This is a genomic window from Bradyrhizobium sp. B097 (assembly GCF_038957035.1).
GTDB lineage: Bacteria > Pseudomonadota > Alphaproteobacteria > Rhizobiales > Xanthobacteraceae > Bradyrhizobium.
This window is the reverse complement of the sequence record NZ_CP152412.1, coordinates 8,920,817-8,938,785: the sequence shown is the minus strand read 5'-3', so window position 1 is coordinate 8,938,785 and position 17,969 is coordinate 8,920,817. Positions and strand designations below refer to the sequence as shown.

The following is a 17,969-nucleotide window of genomic DNA, read 5'->3' as shown; positions in this document are numbered from 1 at the left end:
CATTGCAGCCATTTTTCCGTCCCGAATTATGCGTCATCCCTGAACCGACAGGCCGCCCCGGGGCGCGGAGCGGCCTCAACCGGGCTGCGAGCTTGGGGGGACGGGATGGATCGGGACGACAGGGACTGGTGGCGGCGCGGCATCTTCTATCAGGTCTATCCGCGCTCGTTCGGGGATAGCGATGGCGATGGCGTCGGCGATCTCAGGGGGATCATCGCGCGACTGCCCTATTTGACGCGGCTTGGCGTCGACGCGGTCTGGCTGTCGCCGATCTTCTCGTCGCCAATGGCCGATTTCGGTTACGACATCTCGGATTACAATGGCATCGACCCGCTGTTCGGGACGATGGAGGATTTCGACGCGCTGGTCGCGGCCGCGCACGATTCCGGCCTCAAGCTGATCCTCGACCTGGTGCCGAACCATACATCCGATCAGCATCTGTGGTTCATCGAAGCGAAGAGCTCGCGCGATAGCCCGAAGCGCGACTGGTACATCTGGCGCGATCCGGCGCCGGATGGCGGTGTACCGAACAACTGGCTGTCAGAGTTCGGCGGCAGCGCCTGGACGTATGACGAGGCCTCTGGCCAGTACTACTATCACGCCTTCCTGACCCAGCAGCCCGATCTGAACTGGCGCAATCGCGAGGTGAGAGACGCGATCTACGACGTGATGCGCTTCTGGTTGCACAAGGGCGTCGACGGTTTTCGTGTCGACGTGATCTGGCACCTGATCAAGGATGCCGAATTCCGCGACAATCCGCCGAACCCGCATTATCGCGAGGGCCGGCCGCCGCACGAGAAGGTGCTGACGCAATATTCGACCGATCAGCTCGAAGTGCATGCTGTCATCACCGAGATGCGCCGCGTCACCGAGGAGTTCGACAATCGGGTGCTGATCGGCGAGATCTATCTGCCGCTGCACCGCCTGGTCGCCTATTACGGCAACGATCTGCGCGGCGCGCAGATGCCATTCAATTTCGCGCTGCTATCGACCTTGTGGAGCGCGCGCTCGGTCGAGATGATCATTGCCGATTACGAAAAGGCGCTGCCGCCGGGCGCATGGCCGAACTGGGTGCTCGGCAATCACGACCGGCCGCGGGTGGCGAGCCGGGTGGGGCCCGCGCAGGCGCCGGTCGCCGCGATGCTGCTGCTGACGCTGCGCGGCACGCCGACGCTCTACTACGGCGACGAGATCGGTATGCGCCAGGTTGCGATCGCCCCCAGCGAGGTGCGTGATCCCTTCGAGAAGAACGTGCCTGATATCGGCGTCGGCCGCGACGGCTGCCGCACCCCGATGCAATGGAGCGCCGAGCGCTATGCCGGGTTCTCGACCGCAAGGCCGTGGCTGCCGCTGGCGCAGGATTTCGCAAGCGACAATGTCGCAAGCCTCGAGGCCGACGGCGCGTCGATCCTCAACCTCTACAAGGCGCTGATCGCGTTGCGGCGAAAGCTGCCGCAGCTCGTTCATGGCAGCTACGAGCCGGTCGCGGCGCACGGCGATGTCCTGCTCTATCGGCGGCGCAGCGCCGAGGGCGTCGCCGTGATCGCGCTGAATTTCGGCGCGGCCCCCGCGTCGGTCTCCTCCAGCGCCATCGGCTTCAGCAACGAGGTTCTGCTGTCGACCTTCATGGACCGGCAGGGCGAGAAGGTCGAAGGCGTCCTCGACCTGCGCGGCAATGAAGGCGTGATCCTCGGGCCGCCGCTGGATGTCGCGAGCGAGTGAGGTAAGCAGATCGGCTGGGCTCCCTCTCCCGCTTGCGGGGGAGGGTGGGGGTCGCTCCACATTGGGGCTGTTGATGCTTGGTTGCGAATATCCCGCCGCGCGTAGCGGGCACGATTCCTTGCTGACAATTCCGGTCCCACCGCAGCGAGAGCCCCCACCCTGCCCCTCCCCCGCAAGCGGGGGAGGGAATGGAGAGAGCCTGCGACCAACCCCTACCGCTTGATCTGTGCCTTCAGCGTATCCTCGACCACGCGATCGAACGATGCTGCCTTCGGCGCGCTCTTGCCGTGCTCGGCGACATATTTGTCGCGCTTGGCGACCAGCGCGGCGAGCTTCTCGTTCAGCGCCTTGCGCTGGGCGATCTGCTTGTCGATCTCGGCGCCGCGCGCCTCCGGCTTCATGGCACGGAGATTGTCGGGCAGATCCTCATCCCCAACCTTGGCAATGTCGTTGCGGCCGGCCGCGACGTCGGCGACCAGATCGCCGTCGCCGGTGACCGCTTCTGACGTCACCTTGGCGCGCTTGTTGATGAAGCTTGCCATCTCCGAGGCGCGCGCCGGCGAAGCTGCGGCGACGCTGGCCAGCTGCTGGGTCTTGGATTCGGTGCGCTTCTGCAACGCGCGCGGGCCGTAGGGGATCACGGTGCCGTTGATCTCGCGCTGCAGGATGATGATGTCCTCGTCGAACGGCGTCTCGATGGTGACGATCTGGCCGCCATCCTGCGGGATCGGGATGAATTCGCCGTTGCCGTTCTGCGCGATATCGCGCCACACCCGCTCGGTATCCTGCGCGTTGCCGGCGAGCACGGCGTTGACGATGATGTCCTTCTGCTTGGCGACCGCGAGCGTGACCGGGTATTTGGCGTCCTGCGCATAGTCCATGTGCGGCGGGGCGTCGCCGACCAGAAACACGATGCGCGTGCTGTCGCGGCCTTGCGTCCACTGCATCTTGTTGACGGCGACGTCGAGCGCCTCGTTGACGCTCTCCGGCCAGTCGCCGCCGCCGCGCGCCTTCAATTCCAAGAGATTGGCGTAGAGATCCTGGATGTCGCGCGTCAGCTCGACCTTTTTGGTCACATACTCATCGCCGATGTCGCGGTAGGCGATCAGGCCCATCCGGATATCGGCGTCGGGATTGGAATCGACGATCGCCGTTGCGATCGACCAGATCTTGCGCCTGGCGCCCTCGATCAATCCGCCCATCGAGCCCGTGGTATCGAGCACGAAGGCGACCTCGACCATGGGCTTGGCGATGGCCGAGGACAGTCCGGCGGACAGTGGAAGGGTTGCGAGAGCGAAGACGAACGAGCGAAGTGTGATGCGTGGCCGCATGGTCTCTCCTCCAGTGGTTTCGTCCCTCGGAACCAAGGTTCCACCGGCTTCGCGGTGGCTTGAGGCCGAAATCGCGGCGGCCTGGGTGCGAATTTGCGGCCGATTCCGGCGCTGCCGTTGGCGTGCGGAATCGGCTAATCTTCGCCTAATGGATTCATCCGCCCGCCAGATCGCGCTTGTGCCCGCGCCCGACCGACGCCAGTCGGAGACCGCGCTGGCGATCGCGCGCGGCACGGCGCGGCTTCTGAGGTCGCTGGGATTTTCCTGCATCAGCGAATTACCGTTGCCGTCCGGCCGCCGGGCCGATCTGGTCGCGCTGAACGAGCGCGGCGAGATTTGGATCGTCGAGATCAAGTCATCGCTCGAGGATCTGCGCGCCGACCAGAAATGGCAGGACTACCGGATGCATTGCGACCGGCTGTTCTTCGCCTTCACGCAGGATCTGCCGTGCGAGATTTTTCCCGCCGACACCGGCCTGATCATCGCCGACGCCTATGGCGCGCATCTGCATTGCGAGGCGCCGGAGCACCGCCTGCCGGCAGCCACCCGCAAGGCGATGACGGTGCGATTTGCGATGGCGGCAGCGCAGCGGATCAACCGCCTGGTCGATCCGCAGGGGCATGAATTTTAAGAGCAAGCGCGGTTGTCATCCGTCATCCTGAGGAGCCGCGAAGCGGCGTCTCGAAGAATGCACGGCCACCAGCCGGTCCGTTCATCCTTCGAGGCTCGCTGCGCTCGCACCTCAGGATGACGGTGATAGGCTTTGACGATCTGTAGGATGGGTAGAGCGCAGCGAAACCCATCATTTGTCGCCGCGGCGCGATAAATCGATGGGTTTCGCTTCGCTCTACCCATCCTACGAAACTACAAAAGCAAATGGCCGGGACCAGCCCGGCCATTGCGAAAACAAATGAAGCTATCGCTTAGCGCGGTGCGCGCTTGGCGAGGATGCGCTGCAGGGTCCGGCGGTGCATGTTGAGGCGGCGCGCGGTCTCCGAGACGTTGCGGTTGCACATCTCGTAGATGCGCTGGATGTGCTCCCAGCGCACGCGGTCCGCCGACATCGGATTGGCCGGCAGCTCGGACTTCTCGGTGCCGGTCGCGAGCAACGCGGCGACGACGTCATCGGCGTCGGCGGGCTTCGAGAGATAATCGACGGCGCCCATCTTCACCGCGGTGACGGCGGTGGCGATGTTGCCGTAGCCGGTCAGCACGATCGCGCGCGCCTCGGGGCGCTTGCGCTTCAACGCCGAGACGACATCGAGGCCGTTGCCGTCGCCGAGCCTGAGGTCGACGACCGCGAAAGCGGGCGCGGCGCGGCCGATCTCGGCGAGACCATCGGACACCGTGTCGCATGACTTCACCGCGAAACCCCGCGTCTCCATCGCGCGCGACAGGCGCTCCAGGAACGGCTTGTCGTCCTCGACAATGAGGAGCGAGCGGTCGGCATGGTCATTCAGCTCAGTGATGGCGTTCACGGTCCATTTTTCCCTGTGGCAGACACCTATTATATGGGGTCCTACTGCGGCGCTGCCAAGGCAGCCGAAAGTCGCGTGCAACTCTGGAGAGAGCGATGCATCCGGTATGCCAGAGTTGCGATTAAGAATCGTTCTTAGGCTTCGGTTTCGTCGGCCGGCGCGGCTTCCTCGAAGCGCTCGCGGGGCCAGACGATCTGCACCACGGCGCCGTGATCGGGGAAGGTGCGATTGGTAAACGACACCTTGGCTCCGGTGCGTTCCAGCAGCGTCCTTGCAATGAAAACGCCCAGACCCAGGCCGCCACGGGCATTTTGAGCCTCATCCGCGCCCCGGCGGCGCGACAAATACGGCTCGCCGATCCGCTTCAGCATGTCGGGCGCGATGCCCGGACCGTCGTCGGAGACGACGATCTCGATGGTTTCGGCGTTCCACCACGCGTTCACCTCGACGGTCTGGTGCGCGAAATCGACCGCATTTTCGAGAATGTTTCCGACGCCATAAAGGATCGCCGGATTGCGCGCGGCGACCGGTTCGCGCGTTGCTGCGACAGCAAGCCGCACCTTGATGTCGATGCCGAAATCGCGATGCGGCGCCACCGCCTCCTCGATCAGGGTCGACAGCTTCATGGTGTCGAACGGCGCGCCGCTCGATGACAATTGCGCAATCTTGCTCAGGATGTCGCGGCAGCGCTGCGCCTGCTCGCGCACCATCTTGAGGTCGTCGGCGATCGCCGGGTCGTGCACCGTCTTCTCGAGCTCGCGCGAGATCAGGAAGATCGTCGACAGCGGCGTGCCGAGTTCATGCGCGGCGGCGGCGGCAAGACCGTCGAGCTGGGTCAGATGCTGCTCGCGCGTCAGGATCAGCTCGGTCGCGGCAAGCGCATCGGAGAGCTGGCGGGCCTCCTCGGTCACCTGGAATGCGTAAAGGCTGGTGACGCCGATCGCGAGCAGGATCGAGAGCCAGACGCCGATCAGGTAGATCGGCGGCAGCACCAGCGGATCGTCGCCGTCCCAGGGCAGCGGCAGATGGTAGAAGAACAGCGCCGAGGCGCAGGCGACCGCAAGGCAGCCGAGCGCGATCGTCAGGCGGATCGGCAGCACCGTGGCCGAGATCAGGACCGGCGCCAGGAACAGGAACGAGAACGGGTTCTGCAAGCCCCCGGTGAAGTACAGCAGGCCGCCGAGCTCGACGATGTTGAAGGCGAGCAAGGCGGCGGCGTAGGCGGGCTCCAGCCGCTGCATCGGGTTGAACGCGATCTGCAGCGCCAGATTGAGCAGCGCCGAGAACGTCACGATGATGACGCAGGGGACGATCGGAACGTCGAATTCCAGTCCCTGGGCCACGATGAAGATCGCGACGAGCTGGCCGAGCGCGGCGAGCCAGCGCAGCCGCAGGATCGTATCCAGGCGGACATAGCGGCGAGGTTGGCGGAAATCGGAAGCGAAGTCGGTCATCTCTGGACTTTAGCTGTGCCGTGGGCGGCGCACAAATTCGCGACTTAGCGCAAGCACGCGGGGCAAGCCTTGCGCTTATTGTCGCAATGCCCCAATGACGGCGATATGCAACAGCGCGGGACAGGTCAGGCGCAAGCGCCTGCGGCCAATCAAGCGCCCAACCAGGCGCCCGCGGCCGATCAGGGTGGATCGGCCGCGATCGACGTTGCGCATCTGGTCAAGGTCTACAAGACCACCCGCGCGGTCGACGATATCTCCTTCCGCATCGCGCGCGGCAGCATCACCGGCCTGCTCGGCGGCAACGGCGCCGGCAAGACCACGACGATCGCGATGATCATGGGGCTGGTGCTGCCGACCTCGGGCAGCGTCACGGTGCTCGGCGCGAAAATTCCCGAGCAGCGCTACGACGTGCTCGGCCGGATGAATTTCGAGAGCCCCTATGTCGACATGCCGATGCGGCTCACGGTGCGGCAGAACTTGACCATTTTCGGCCGCCTCTATGCCGTGAAGCATCTGCGCGAGCGGATCGAGCAGCTCGCGGCCGATCTCGATCTGAAGGAATTCCTCGACCGTTCCAACGGCAAGCTCTCCGCCGGGCAGAAGACCCGCGTCGCGCTGGCGAAGGCGCTGATCAACGAGCCGGACCTGCTGCTGCTCGACGAGCCGACCGCATCGCTCGACCCGGATACCGCCGATTGGGTGCGGCAGCATCTCGAGACCTACCGCAAGACCCATAACGCGACCATCCTGCTGGCCTCGCACAACATGCTGGAGGTCGAGCGCCTCTGCGACCGCGTCATCATTATGAAGCGCGGCAAGATCGAGGACGACGACAGCCCCGAGGGCATCATGGCGCGCTACAACCGCGACACGCTGGAAGAGGTGTTTCTCGACGTGGCGCGCGGCCGCCTCCGGGAGGGCGCGCAAGAGGGCACACCATGAGCGAGATCGTCAGCCATCAGCCGCGCGGCATTTCACTGCAACGCATCAATGCGATGGTGCTGCGCTATTGGTATCTCTTGATGTCGTCATGGCCGCGGCTGCTGGAGCTGGTCTACTGGCCGGCCTTGCAGATCATCACCTGGGGTTTCCTGCAGAACTACATCTCGCAGGCATCCGGCTTCTTCGCCAAGGCGGGCGGCACGCTGATCGGCGCTGTGATCCTGTGGGACATTCTGTTTCGCGGCCAGCTCGGCTTCTCCATCTCGTTCCTGGAAGAGATGTGGGCGCGCAATCTCGGCAACCTCATGATGAGCCCGCTGAAGCCGATCGAATTCCTGCTCTCGCTGATGATCATGAGCCTGATCCGGCTCGCCATCGGCGTGATCCCGATGACGCTGCTGGCGCTGTTCTTTTTCGGCTTCAATTTCTACGCCATCGGGCTGCCGCTGATCGCGTTCTTCTGCAATCTGATCTTCACGAGCTGGTCGGTCGGCGTGTTCGCCTCGGGCCTTGTGCTGCGCAACGGGCTCGGCGCGGAGAGCATCGTCTGGACGCTGATGTTCGCGGTGATGCCGCTCGCCTGCATCTACTATCCGGTCGAGGTGCTACCGGTCTGGCTACAGTATGTCGCCTGGACGTTGCCGCCGACCTACGTGTTCGAGGGCATGCGGTCGCTGCTGATCGATCACGTCTTCCGTGCCGACCTGATGGCCTGGGCGCTGGTCATCAACGCGATCCTGTTGGTTGCCTCTTTTGCGGTCTTCCTTGCCCTTTTACAGAGCGCCAAGCGCAACGGATCGCTGCTCGGGGGTGGTGAATAAATGTCACTTTCACGTGGATTCTCGGTGTTTTAGCCCGATATCGACCCCAGATTCGGCTCGCGGCGCATTGACGCATTGTTGCGCATTGGTCAGTATGCTGCGGCGCAAAACAGGGGTCTGAAAATACTATGCCCATCGGTGAATTTGGCGGTGCCCCGCCACTAGCGGCGGAAGGCAGCCCGGCACTCACGACGCCGCTGTACTGGATGTATGAGATGGCGCATGCTTCGCTCAATCCGGTACGCGCCGTGACCGACGCCACCAAGATCCTGTTTCAGAATCCGCTCAATCCGTGGACGCACACCGAGTTGGGCAAGTCGATCGCCGCCGGCTGCGAATTGTTCGAGCGCACCACGCGCCGCTACGGCAAGCCGGAATGGAACCTGCCGACCACCGAGGTCAACGGCGTCCGCACGGCGGTCGAGGTTCGCACGGTCTGGGAAAAGCCGTTCTGCCGCCTGCTGCATTTCGATCGCAAGCTGACGCGTCCGCTGCGCTCGCCGCACCCACGCGTGCTGATCGTGGCGCCGATGTCGGGCCATTATGCGACGCTGCTGCGCGGCACGGTCGAAGCGTTCCTGCCGACGCATGAAGTCTACATCACCGACTGGGCCGATGCGCGCATGGTGCCGCTCGCGGCCGGCCGGTTCGATCTCGACGACTACGTCGATTACCTGATCGAGATGCTGCACGCGCTCGGTGGCAACATCCATATCGTCGCGGTGTGCCAGCCTTCGGTGCCTGTCGTCGCGGCTGTTTCGGTGATGGAAGCCAGCAACGACCCGTTCGTGCCGCTGTCGATGACGCTGATGGGCGGCCCCATCGACACAAGGCGCAATCCGACCGCGGTCAACAACCTCGCGGAAGAGCGCGGCATCGAATGGTTCCGCAACAATGTCATCACCAAGGTGCCGTTCCCGCATCCGGGCGTGATGCGCGACGTCTATCCGGGCTTCCTGCAGCTCAACGGCTTCATCAGCATGAACCTGGATCGGCACATGGACGCGCACAAGGCGCTGTTTGCCAATCTGGTGAAGGGGGACGGCGATCTCGTCGACAAGCACCGCGAATTCTATGACGAATATCTCGCGGTGATGGACCTCACCGCCGAGTATTACCTGCAGACCGTCGACCTCGTGTTCGTTAAGCACGCGCTGCCGAAGGGCGAGATGACCCATCGCGGCAAGCCGGTCGATCCGTCGAAGATCCGCCGCGTCGCGCTGATGACGGTGGAAGGCGAGAAGGACGACATCTCCGGCCTCGGCCAAACCGAGGCAACGCACGCGCTCTGCACCGCGATTCCGAACCATCGCCGCGTGCACTACGTGCAGAAGGGCGTCGGGCACTACGGCGTGTTCAACGGCTCGCGATTCCGCTCCGAAATCGTGCCGCGGATCTCCGATTTCATGGTTTCGGCGGCCAATACGCGGCTTTCCCTGGTCGCCGCGGCCGAATAGGTATCGCCCCGGCCGCGATTATCGCGGTCGCGCAAGTCACTGATTTGACTAAAAGAATCTCAAATCAGCCAAGGCTCAAGTGATGAATTTAATTTCATCTCTTGGGCCTTTTTCGCAACCTTGATTCATCGGAAAAATACCGGTTCCGACCCCAGCCGGTAGAGGTCAATTAACGGCCAACCCCTGTATATTGGGCAAATGATTTGTTTTTGCGCCGAGCGCTTTCCCTGGCGGCGGATATGGCAAAGTTCGGGCGAACTCCTGCTCCCCGGACTCTCAGAAATGGCTACTCGCGCGCTCCTCTATCGGCGGCCTGCCGAACCCGCGACCGTATTGGTCAGACACGGCTCCCAGTTCTTCACCGTCAGGCTGCGCCGGCATCGGCGCGCGCGGCGCTATACGCTCAGGATTCATCCAACCGATCGCGAAGCGATCCTGACGATGCCGCCGCGCGGCACCATCGTGGAAGCCAAGGAGTTCGCCAATATCCATGGCGGCTGGATTGCCGCCCGTCTTGGCCGCTTGCCGAAGGCCGCGCCGTTCCAGCCCGGCACCGTGGTGCCGTTGCGCGGTGTGCCGCATCGGCTGGTGCATCGCTCGGGCGAGCGCGGCACGGTCTGGACCGAGACGCGCGACAGCGGCGAGAAGATCCTTTGCGTCGCCGGCGGCGTCGAGCACATGGACCGCCGGGTGCATGACTTCCTCAAGCGCGAGGCGCGCAAGGATTTGCAGAAGGCGGCGCAGCTGCACGCCGCGGAACTCGGGGTGCGGGTTCGGCGGATCTCGATCCGCGACCAGTCGAGCCGTTGGGGCTCGTGCACCTCGGCCGGTTCGCTGTCGTTCTCGTGGCGGCTGATCCTGGCGCCGCCGTTCGTGCTCGACTACCTCGCCGCCCACGAGGTCGCGCATCTCGTCGAGATGAACCACTCGGCGCGGTTCTGGCGGGTGGTCGACAAGGTCTGCGCATCGGTGACGCGCGCCAAGAACTGGCTCGACACCTACGGCAACGACCTGCATCGCTACGGGATTCAGGAGTAGGCGGCGCTGCTTCAGCCACCTCCGCTGTCATCGCCCGCGAAAGCGGGCGATCCAGTATTCCAGAGGCGCTCGTGTTCAACCGATAGGCCGCAGCGTACTGGATCCCCCGCATTCGCGGGGGATGACGGCCTGAGTGTGAATGAACGCGCGGTGCGTAGCCCGGATGGAGCGAAGCGCAATCCGGGGCGGCTTTCACCAATGGCGCGACCGATCCCGGATTTCGCTTCGCTTCATCCGGGCTTACGTAGCCAGCAACTATCAGCCTACCGAAACAACCGATCCGCTAGCCAGCCGTCGAGCCCCGCCGCCGCTTCGGGCCGCGCGTTCGGGTTCGGTGGCGCCGCGGCGCGGGCCGGCGTCGGCGGGGGCTGGCGATAATAGCCGCCGCCGGATGGCGCCAGCGCGGGTGGCTGCGGCGCCTGCATCGGCGGTTGAATCTGCATCGGTCCCGCCGGTGCCGAAGGCGCTGATATCTGCGACGAGATCTGCATCAGGTTCGCCGGTCCCCAGCTGCCCTGCGAGTTCGGGATCGCGGCGACCGGCACGCCCTGATGCGCTGATTTCATGAAGCGGGTCCACACTTCCACCGGCAGTCCGCCACCGGTTGCCTTCTTGGTCGGCGAATTGTCGTCATTGCCGAGCCAGACGCCGGTGACGAGCTTGGCGGTGTAGCCGATGAACCAGGCGTCACGATAATCCTGGCTGGTGCCGGTCTTGCCGGCGGCGGTCCAGCCGGGGATCTCGGCCTTGCGCGCGGTGCCCGAGATCAGCGTCTCGCGCATCATGCTGTTCATCATCGCGTCATAGCGCGGTTCGATCACCTGGTTGGGTGGGTCCGTTGGGCGGTCATAGAGCAGCTTGCCTGAGCTGGTCTTGATTTTGGTCACCACATGCGGCGACACAGCGTAGCCGCCATTGGCGAACGGCGCGTAGGCGCCGACCAGCTCGAGCACAGACACTTCCGAGGTGCCGAGCGCGATCGAGACGTTGGGCTCCAACTTGGAGGAGATACCGAGCCGGTGCGCGGTGCGCACCACATTCTTGGCGCCGACCTCGACGCCGAGCCGCACCGCCACCGTGTTCAGCGACATCGCCAGCGCCTGGGTCAGGGTCACCGAGCCGAAATATTCGTGGGTGTAGTTCTCCGGCTTCCAGCCCTTGATGTCGAGCGGCGCGTCGGTACGGATCGTGTCCGGTGTCAGCCCGGACTCGACTGCGGTGAGATAGACGAACGGCTTGAACGACGAGCCCGGCTGCCGCTTCGCGGTGACGGCGCGATTGTACTGGCTCTCGGCATAGTTCCGGCCGCCGACCATGGCGCGCACCGCGCCGTCGGGCGTCATCGCGACCAGCGCGCCCTGGCTGACATTGAACTTCACGCTCTTGGCGGCGAGCTCGTCGATGACGGCGGCTTCGGCGACGTTCTGCAGCTTCGGATCGATAGTGGTCTGCACCACGATGTCCTGGTCGATCTGGCCGACCAGATCGTCGAGCACTTCGCCGATCCAGTCGGCGACATAGTTCACGGTGCCGGCGCCGGCCGGCTTCACCGCGATCGAGGGCTGGCCGATCGAGGCCTTTGCCTGCGCCTCGGTGATGAACTTGGCGTCGGCCATCGCCGCGAGCACGACCTGCGCGCGCTGCTCGGCGCCCTCTGGATTACGGTTTGGCGCCAGCCGCGACGGCGACTTGACGAGGCCCGCGAGCATCGCAGCTTCCGGCAAGGTCACGTTCTTCGCCGACTTGCCGAAATAGCGTTGCGCGGCGGCCTCGACGCCGTAGGCGCCGGAACCGAAATAGACGCGGTTGAGATAGAGCTCGAGGATCTCGTTCTTGGAATGCTTGCGCTCCAGCCACAGCGCGAGCTCGGCCTCCTGCAGCTTGCGCTGCATGGTGCGTTCCTGGGTCAGGAACAGGTTCTTGGCGAGCTGCTGCGTCAAGGTCGAACCGCCCTGCGATACACCCCGATGCAGCACATTGGTGATGGCTGCGCGTAAAATGCCGAGCGGGTCGACGCCGAAATGCGAATAGAAGCGGCGGTCTTCGATGGCGATGAACGCCTTCGGCAGATAGGGCGGCAGGTCCTTCAACGCGATGTTGGCGCCGGCCATTTCGCCGCGCTGCGCCAGCACGCTGCCGTCGATGCCGACGATCTGGATCGTCGGCGGACGCTTGGGAATTTCCAGCGACTGGATCGGCGGCAGATGCGCGCCGACCCACACCACGACACCGATTACCGCGATGCAGCCCCACAGGCCGAGCACCGCAGTCCAATAGAACAGGCGGCCGATGCCGAAGCCGCGCGACTTGCTGCGCCGCTTGCTGCCGCTGCGCGACGGCCGCGGTTTCTCGCCGCCGGAATCGCTGCTTTTGGGTTTGGATTTGGCAGGCTTGTCGTCGCTGCCGCCGGGAACGCGATCGGAGGGTGACAGTCGGAGGTCGGCAAGCGCGGCCGGAAGCCCGAACAGCGGCTCCTTGCGCGCACCGCCTTTTTTACGTCCCCACGCCATCCGCAACGCTCACACCCTGACAGGGGTGCACGCTAGCGTTCCCGGTTTAAGGGGCGGTTACGCAAAGCTTAACGTGGGATTAGGAGGTGAGGCGGTGCATGCTACATGTAGATGGAACAACAAAACAAAGGAGCATCGCATGGGCCATATCGACCCGACGAAAGACGTGTTTGCGCAATTCCGGGACAACAACCGGCCGGGCCCGATCCACATGCTCAATCTGGTGCGCTTACGCGAATGGGCCGCCTATCCCGACGGCCGCAAGGCCACCGGCGCGGAAGCCTATGCCGCCTACGGCCGCGAGAGCGGGCCGGTGTTCGAACGCCTCGGCGGCCGCATCGTCTGGCAGGGCCGCTTCGAGCTGATGCTGATCGGTCCGCAAGACGAGCGCTGGGATCACTGCTTTATCGCCGAGTATCCAAGCGTTGCCGCCTTCGTCGAAATGATCCGCGATCCCGTCTATCGCGAGGCCGTGAAGCACCGCCAGGCCGGCGTCGAGGATTCGCGGCTGATCCGACACGCGGTGCTGCCGGTCGGGAAGAATTTCGGTGAGATTCCGACGTGAGCGCACGAAGCGAGATATTTATCCCGTCATCCTGAGAGTCTGACTCCAAATGAGCTGAGTATTTTCAGGGCGTAGCGAGGCGTCGGGTCAAGAGTCTGAGATGGGCTACGAGGAGCCAGGCGACCTCAGTTGAGGCGGAGCCCTCGAAATCTCTGGAGAGGCGGCGACACCTGCCGAACCACGCGAAGGTGCGCTCGACGACCCAGCGTCGTGGTAAGAGCTGGAAGCCTTTGACCCCAGGCGGCCGCTGAACGATCTCAATGGTCCATGGCCCGCAATGGGAGAGCGCGCCAACAAGCTGCTTTCCGCGATAAACCCGGTCAGCAAAGACATGACGCAGTTTCGGAAAGCGCTCTCGCACGCGCTCCAGTAGGGGGACTGCACCATGCACGTCCTGAACATTGGCTGGGTGAACGTGGACGGCCAGCAAGAGACCGTTGGTATCGGTGACGATGTGCCGCTTACGTCCGTTAACACGTTTGCCCGGATCGAAGCCGCGCGGGCCGCCGGCTTGTGTCGTCGAAGCGCTCTGACTGTCGATGACGGCCGCCGTCGGTGTCGGCTTGCGGCCGAGTTTGCGCCGTGCCTGTCGGACCAGAGCCTTCACGATCCTGTGCCATCGGCGAGTATCGCGCCAAGTATAGAAATAACCTTGCACCGTCGAGTACGGCGGGAACTCCCGCGGCAGAGCGCGCCATTGGCAGCCGGTGGACAGAATGAACAAAATGGCCTCGACCACCTTGCGCAGATCAACCTTCCGCGGGCGGCCCAATCGACGCCGACCCGGCAACTTCCTGGCTATCAGACGCCACTCCGCGTCGGTCATGTCGCTTGCATAGCGCAGTCCGTTCCGCAGATACTGAGCACGAGTGATTTTGGTCCATGGCATGGTGCACTCCCTCGAATCTTCGCAAATCCGAAGGAATCACAGCCGACTGAAATCACTCACTGCTTTTTCGGTCAGGCTCTGAGGAGCCGCGAAGCGGCGTCTCGAAGGATGCACGGCCCCGCTAGTGGCCGTCGACCCTTCGAGACGCGCTGCGCGCTCTTCAGGGTGACGGTGAGGGAGCGCAGTGCACCCTCCACGTCATTGCGAGCGAAGCGAAGCAATCCATGTCTCGGCTTGCGGAGCGATGGATTGCTTCGTCGCTATCGCCCCTCGCAATGACGGTGACAGGGCGGTCCCCAAAAAACAAAATCGGCGGCCCGGAGGCCGCCGATTGCATCTCAACTCTGTGCGAACGACTAGCCCGCCGGGCCGGCGTCCTCGAGGATCGGGCCGAACAGCTCCCAGCGCTCGCCGTTGAACTTCATCATCTGCAGCTGCTTGTTGACGCGATAGTCGTTCGGCGTGGTGTTGCCCTTGATGCCGGGCAGCGCCATGTCGAGGTCGACATTCTTCAGGTTGGTGGCCTGCTTCAGCACGTTGTCGCGCGTCAGCTCGTCACCGCACTGCTTCAGCACATGCACCATCAGCTGGGCGGTCGAGTAGCCATAGGTGTTGAAGTTCGAGTTCTTGTCGCCGTCGGGATAGTACTTGGCCATGAAGTCGAAATAGCGCTTCATGCCCGGATCGTCCTTCCACTGCGGGTCGGCGGGATCCTTGCCGTAATTGGTCGAGATCAGGCCCTTAGAGGCTTCCAGGCCCGCCGGCTGCAAAACAGCGCCGACCGAGGTGGCGTTGATGTCGACGATGTGGACCGGATGCCAGCCGAGCTCGGCGATCTTCTTGATCGCCTGCGCGGCCTGCTTCGGCGTCGAGGCTGAGAAGAACAGGTCGGCGCCGGCGTCCTTGATCTTGATCACCTGGGAATCGATGGTCGGGTCGGAGACCTCATAGGAGGCTTCGGCCACGATCATCTTGGCAGCCTTGTCGCCGAGGCCGGCCTTGATGCCGTTCAGATAATCCTTGCCGAGGTCGTCGTTCTGATAGAGCACCCCGATCTTGGCGTTCGGATGCTCCTTCAGGATGTACTGGCCGTAGATGCGGCCTTCGACGAAGTAGTTCGGATTGAAGCCGAGCGTCCACGGGAAGTTCTTCGGATCGGTGAACTTCGAGGCGCCGGTGGCGGCGAACAGCTGCGGCACCTTCTTGGCGTTGAGATATTTCTGCACGGCGGCGTTCGACGGCGTGCCGACGATCTGGAAGGTCAACAGCACCTCGTCGCTCTCGACGAGCTTGCGCACCTGCTCGACGGCCTTCGGCGGCGAATAGGCGTCGTCATACTGGATCAGGTTGATCTTGCGGCCGTTGATGCCGCCCTGATCGTTGATCATCTTGAAATAAGCCGCCTGGGTCTTGCCGATCGAGGCATAGGCGGAAGCCGGTCCGGAGAAGGGGACGGTCTGGCCGATCTTGATCTCGGTGTCGCTCGCGCCGGGATCGTATTTCTTTTGCGCGGAGGCCGACGTTGCAGACAGCGCGATCGCGAGCGCCGTTCCCGTGACCAGGTGGAAAATCCCATTCCTCATAATGCTGTTTTCCTCACGTGACTGATGGTTGGCCGATGATCTTGTCCGGGGGTTCAAGGTCCCGCGGTCGCCATCGCTGGGCCGGGATACTGGAGGAACCGTTGCTGCGACGCAAGACGACGGATGCCGAAAAGGCGAGCGATTTCAGTCAACGAAAGTAGGGGGCGGTGCGAAAAGAAACGGCGCAGCGGGGATGCGCTGCGCCGGTCGGTCTCGCTCTTCCTTCACCTCTCCCGCTTGCGGGGGAGGTCGGATTGCATCGCAGATGCAATCCGGGTGGGGGCTCTCTCCACAGCATGACTCGTGGATAGACCCCCACCCCAACCCTCCCCCGCAAGCGGGAGAGGGGGAGTAGCTTCTTCGCGTCCGCGACCTAGCCCGCCGGTCCGGTGTCCTCGATGATCGGGCCGAACAGCTCCCAGCGCTCGCCGTTGAACTTCATCATCTGCATCTGCTTGTTGATGCGATAATCGTTCGGTCCGGTCGTGATCGACATACCGGGCAGCGCGAGGCTCGGCACGAACTTCTTCAGGCTGGTCACCTGCTTCATCAGGTTCTCGCGGGTGAGGTCGTCGCCGCACTGCTTGAGCACCTGGATCAGGAGTTCGGCCGTCGAATAGCCGTAGGTGTTGACGGTGTTGAGCTTGTCGCCCTCCGGGTAATACTTATCCATGAAGGCGAAATAGGCCTTCACGCCGGGATCGTCCTTCCACTGCGGATCGGCCGGGTCCTTGCCGTAATTGGTCGAGATGATGCCCTTGGAGATGTCGAGGCCGGCCGGCTTCAGCGTTGCCGATACCGGGCTCGCATTGATGTCGAGGATGTGCACCGGGTGCCAGTCAAGGTCCGCGACCTTGCGGATCGCTTGAGCTGCGAATTTCGGCGTCGACGCGTTATAGAGCAGGTCGACGCCGGCGGCCTTCAGCTTGACGATCTGGGAATCGACGGTCGGGTCGGTCAACTCGTAGGAAACCTCGGCGACGATCATGCTCGCTGCCTTGTCGCCGAGCCCGCTCTTCAGGCCGGTGATGTAGTCACGGCCGAGATCGTCGTTCTGGTAGAAGATGCCGATCTTGGCGTTCGGGTGATTGGCCAGGATGTATTTGGCGTAGATGCGTCCCTCGGACTGGTAGTTCGGGTTGAACGCGATCGTCCACGGCGCGTTCTGCGGATCGGAGAAGCGCGAGGCGCCGGTGGAGGCGAGCAGCTGCGGCACCTTCCTGGCATTCAGATATTTCTGCACGGCGGCATTTGAGGGCGTGCCGATGATCTGGAAGGTGAACAGCACCTCGTCGCCCTCGACCAGCTTGCGCACCTGCTCGACCGCTTTCGGCGGCGAATAGGCGTCGTCATACTGGATCAGGTTCAGCTTGCGGCCGTTGATGCCGCCCTGATCGTTGATCATCTTGAGGTAGGCCGCCTGGGTCTTGCCGATGCCGGCATAGGCGGATGCGGGGCCCGAGAACGGCACGGTCTGGCCGATCTTGATCTCGGTGTCGGTCGCGCCGACGTCGTATTTCTTCTGCGCGGTGGCCGATGTAACCGACAACGCGATGGCAAGCGCTGCCGCAGCGAGCAATTGCACGCTCCTCATGTCCGTGACCTCCCATGTTGCCGGTGATCTTGTCCGCAAGGCTCAAACCCGCGGATGTCACCGTTATCAGGGATGATGGAGGAACGGCGGGGGCATTGCAAGATGATGGACCCTGCGCGCGATGTCGCGTTTGAGCATGATCCGGAAAAGTGTGAAGCGGTTTTCCGAGGAGATCATGCTCAAGAAATCAAAAGCGCACCCGCGCTTTAAGCGAGCCAGAGCAGGATCAGCGCGAGCGCCGCGGGTGCCGCCTGCACATAAAGGATGCGCCGGCTCACGGTGGCGGCGCCATAGGCGCCGGCGACGATCACGCAGAGCAGGAAGAATGTTTTGATCTGCAATGCGACGGCGGCATTACCGTGCACCAGGCCCCAGATCAGCCCGGCGGCGAGGAAGCCGTTGTAGAGCCCCTGATTGGCGGCAAGCACTGCCGAATCGGTCGCCTTCTCGATCGAGTTGCGAAAGGTCTTCAGCCCGAGCGGCTTGGTCCACAGGAACATCTCGAGCACAAGGAAATAGACGTGCAGCGCGGCCACCACCGCAACCAGGACATTGGCAAGCAAAAGCATATTGCGGTCCCCCCAG

General features: G+C 63.5%; 15 protein-coding genes. 7 read left to right on the top strand and 8 right to left on the bottom strand.

The genetic code is table 11. From position 1 onward, the window contains the following. The first annotated feature begins 105 nt into the window (after nucleotides 1-105). Nucleotides 106-1,722: an alpha-amylase family glycosyl hydrolase gene (locus AAFG07_RS41120; protein WP_342725239.1), complete on the top strand. Its 1,617-nt coding sequence runs from the start codon at nucleotides 106-108 to the stop codon at nucleotides 1,720-1,722. Between the two features lie 212 nt (nucleotides 1,723-1,934). Here the strand turns inward: AAFG07_RS41120 and AAFG07_RS41115 are convergent, their stop codons facing one another. Beyond that, nucleotides 1,935-3,053 carry a vWA domain-containing protein gene (locus AAFG07_RS41115; RefSeq protein ID WP_342725238.1) on the bottom strand — a complete coding sequence of 373 codons (1,119 nt, stop codon included), beginning with the start codon at nucleotides 3,051-3,053 and terminating at the stop codon, nucleotides 1,935-1,937. A 148-nt stretch (nucleotides 3,054-3,201) separates the two neighbouring features. On the opposite strand from AAFG07_RS41115, the gene AAFG07_RS41110 reads away from it, so the two are divergent. Beyond that, entirely contained in the window at nucleotides 3,202-3,684 is a 483-nt protein-coding gene (locus AAFG07_RS41110) for an MmcB family DNA repair protein (RefSeq protein ID WP_342725237.1), read from the top strand. Nucleotides 3,685-3,976: 292 nt separating this feature from the next. Here AAFG07_RS41110 and AAFG07_RS41105 read toward each other — a convergent pair whose 3' ends face one another. After that, complete coding sequence (locus AAFG07_RS41105) at nucleotides 3,977-4,531, bottom strand: ActR/PrrA/RegA family redox response regulator transcription factor (protein ID WP_016845514.1); 555 nt, start codon at nucleotides 4,529-4,531, stop codon at nucleotides 3,977-3,979. Between the two features lie 134 nt (nucleotides 4,532-4,665). Beyond that, nucleotides 4,666-5,985, bottom strand: coding sequence for an ActS/PrrB/RegB family redox-sensitive histidine kinase (locus AAFG07_RS41100; RefSeq protein ID WP_342725236.1), 1,320 nt, complete (start codon nucleotides 5,983-5,985; stop codon nucleotides 4,666-4,668). 105 nt (nucleotides 5,986-6,090) lie between these two features. Here AAFG07_RS41100 and AAFG07_RS41095 point away from each other — a divergent pair, with 105 nt between their 5' ends. The 4 genes from AAFG07_RS41095 (at nucleotide 6,091) to AAFG07_RS41080 (ending at nucleotide 10,243) form a co-directional block, all read left to right on the top strand. After that, nucleotides 6,091-6,927, top strand: a complete 837-nt coding sequence (locus AAFG07_RS41095) for an ABC transporter ATP-binding protein (RefSeq protein WP_342725235.1) — start codon at nucleotides 6,091-6,093, stop codon at nucleotides 6,925-6,927. Further along, nucleotides 6,924-7,748 (top strand): ABC transporter permease, encoded by an 825-nt coding sequence (locus tag AAFG07_RS41090; protein WP_342725234.1) that lies wholly within the window; start codon nucleotides 6,924-6,926, stop codon nucleotides 7,746-7,748. Before AAFG07_RS41095 ends, AAFG07_RS41090 begins: the two co-directional genes overlap by 4 nt. A gap of 128 nt (nucleotides 7,749-7,876) precedes the next feature. Continuing rightward, nucleotides 7,877-9,205, top strand: a complete 1,329-nt coding sequence (gene phaZ / locus AAFG07_RS41085; protein ID WP_342725233.1) for a polyhydroxyalkanoate depolymerase — start codon at nucleotides 7,877-7,879, stop codon at nucleotides 9,203-9,205. A 198-nt stretch (nucleotides 9,206-9,403) separates the two neighbouring features. Continuing rightward, entirely contained in the window at nucleotides 9,404-10,243 is an 840-nt protein-coding gene (locus AAFG07_RS41080; RefSeq protein WP_097671176.1) for a SprT family zinc-dependent metalloprotease, read from the top strand. A 263-nt stretch (nucleotides 10,244-10,506) separates the two neighbouring features. On the opposite strand, the gene AAFG07_RS41075 is transcribed toward AAFG07_RS41080, so the two are convergent. Then, nucleotides 10,507-12,753 carry a penicillin-binding protein 1A gene (locus AAFG07_RS41075; RefSeq protein ID WP_342725232.1) on the bottom strand — a complete coding sequence of 749 codons (2,247 nt, stop codon included), beginning with the start codon at nucleotides 12,751-12,753 and terminating at the stop codon, nucleotides 10,507-10,509. Nucleotides 12,754-12,892: 139 nt separating this feature from the next. Between AAFG07_RS41075 and AAFG07_RS41070 the strand changes: the two genes are divergently transcribed. Next, complete coding sequence (locus AAFG07_RS41070; RefSeq protein WP_342725231.1) at nucleotides 12,893-13,318, top strand: DUF1330 domain-containing protein; 426 nt, start codon at nucleotides 12,893-12,895, stop codon at nucleotides 13,316-13,318. 64 nt (nucleotides 13,319-13,382) lie between these two features. On the opposite strand, the gene AAFG07_RS41065 is transcribed toward AAFG07_RS41070, so the two are convergent. The 4 genes from AAFG07_RS41065 to AAFG07_RS41050 all read right to left on the bottom strand — a co-directional run bounded on the left by AAFG07_RS41065 (nucleotide 13,383) and on the right by AAFG07_RS41050 (nucleotide 17,953). After that, nucleotides 13,383-14,207: an IS5 family transposase gene (locus tag AAFG07_RS41065; protein ID WP_342722065.1), complete on the bottom strand. Its 825-nt coding sequence runs from the start codon at nucleotides 14,205-14,207 to the stop codon at nucleotides 13,383-13,385. A gap of 356 nt (nucleotides 14,208-14,563) precedes the next feature. Beyond that, the gene (locus AAFG07_RS41060) at nucleotides 14,564-15,790 is read right to left on the bottom strand and encodes an ABC transporter substrate-binding protein (RefSeq protein ID WP_342725230.1); all 1,227 of its coding nucleotides are present in this window, start codon (nucleotides 15,788-15,790) and stop codon (nucleotides 14,564-14,566) included. Between the two features lie 373 nt (nucleotides 15,791-16,163). After that, the gene (locus tag AAFG07_RS41055) at nucleotides 16,164-17,384 is read right to left on the bottom strand and encodes an ABC transporter substrate-binding protein (protein WP_342725229.1); all 1,221 of its coding nucleotides are present in this window, start codon (nucleotides 17,382-17,384) and stop codon (nucleotides 16,164-16,166) included. A 206-nt stretch (nucleotides 17,385-17,590) separates the two neighbouring features. Further along, the gene (locus AAFG07_RS41050; protein WP_342725228.1) at nucleotides 17,591-17,953 is read right to left on the bottom strand and encodes a DUF1304 domain-containing protein; all 363 of its coding nucleotides are present in this window, start codon (nucleotides 17,951-17,953) and stop codon (nucleotides 17,591-17,593) included. Nucleotides 17,954-17,969 lie beyond the last annotated feature (16 nt).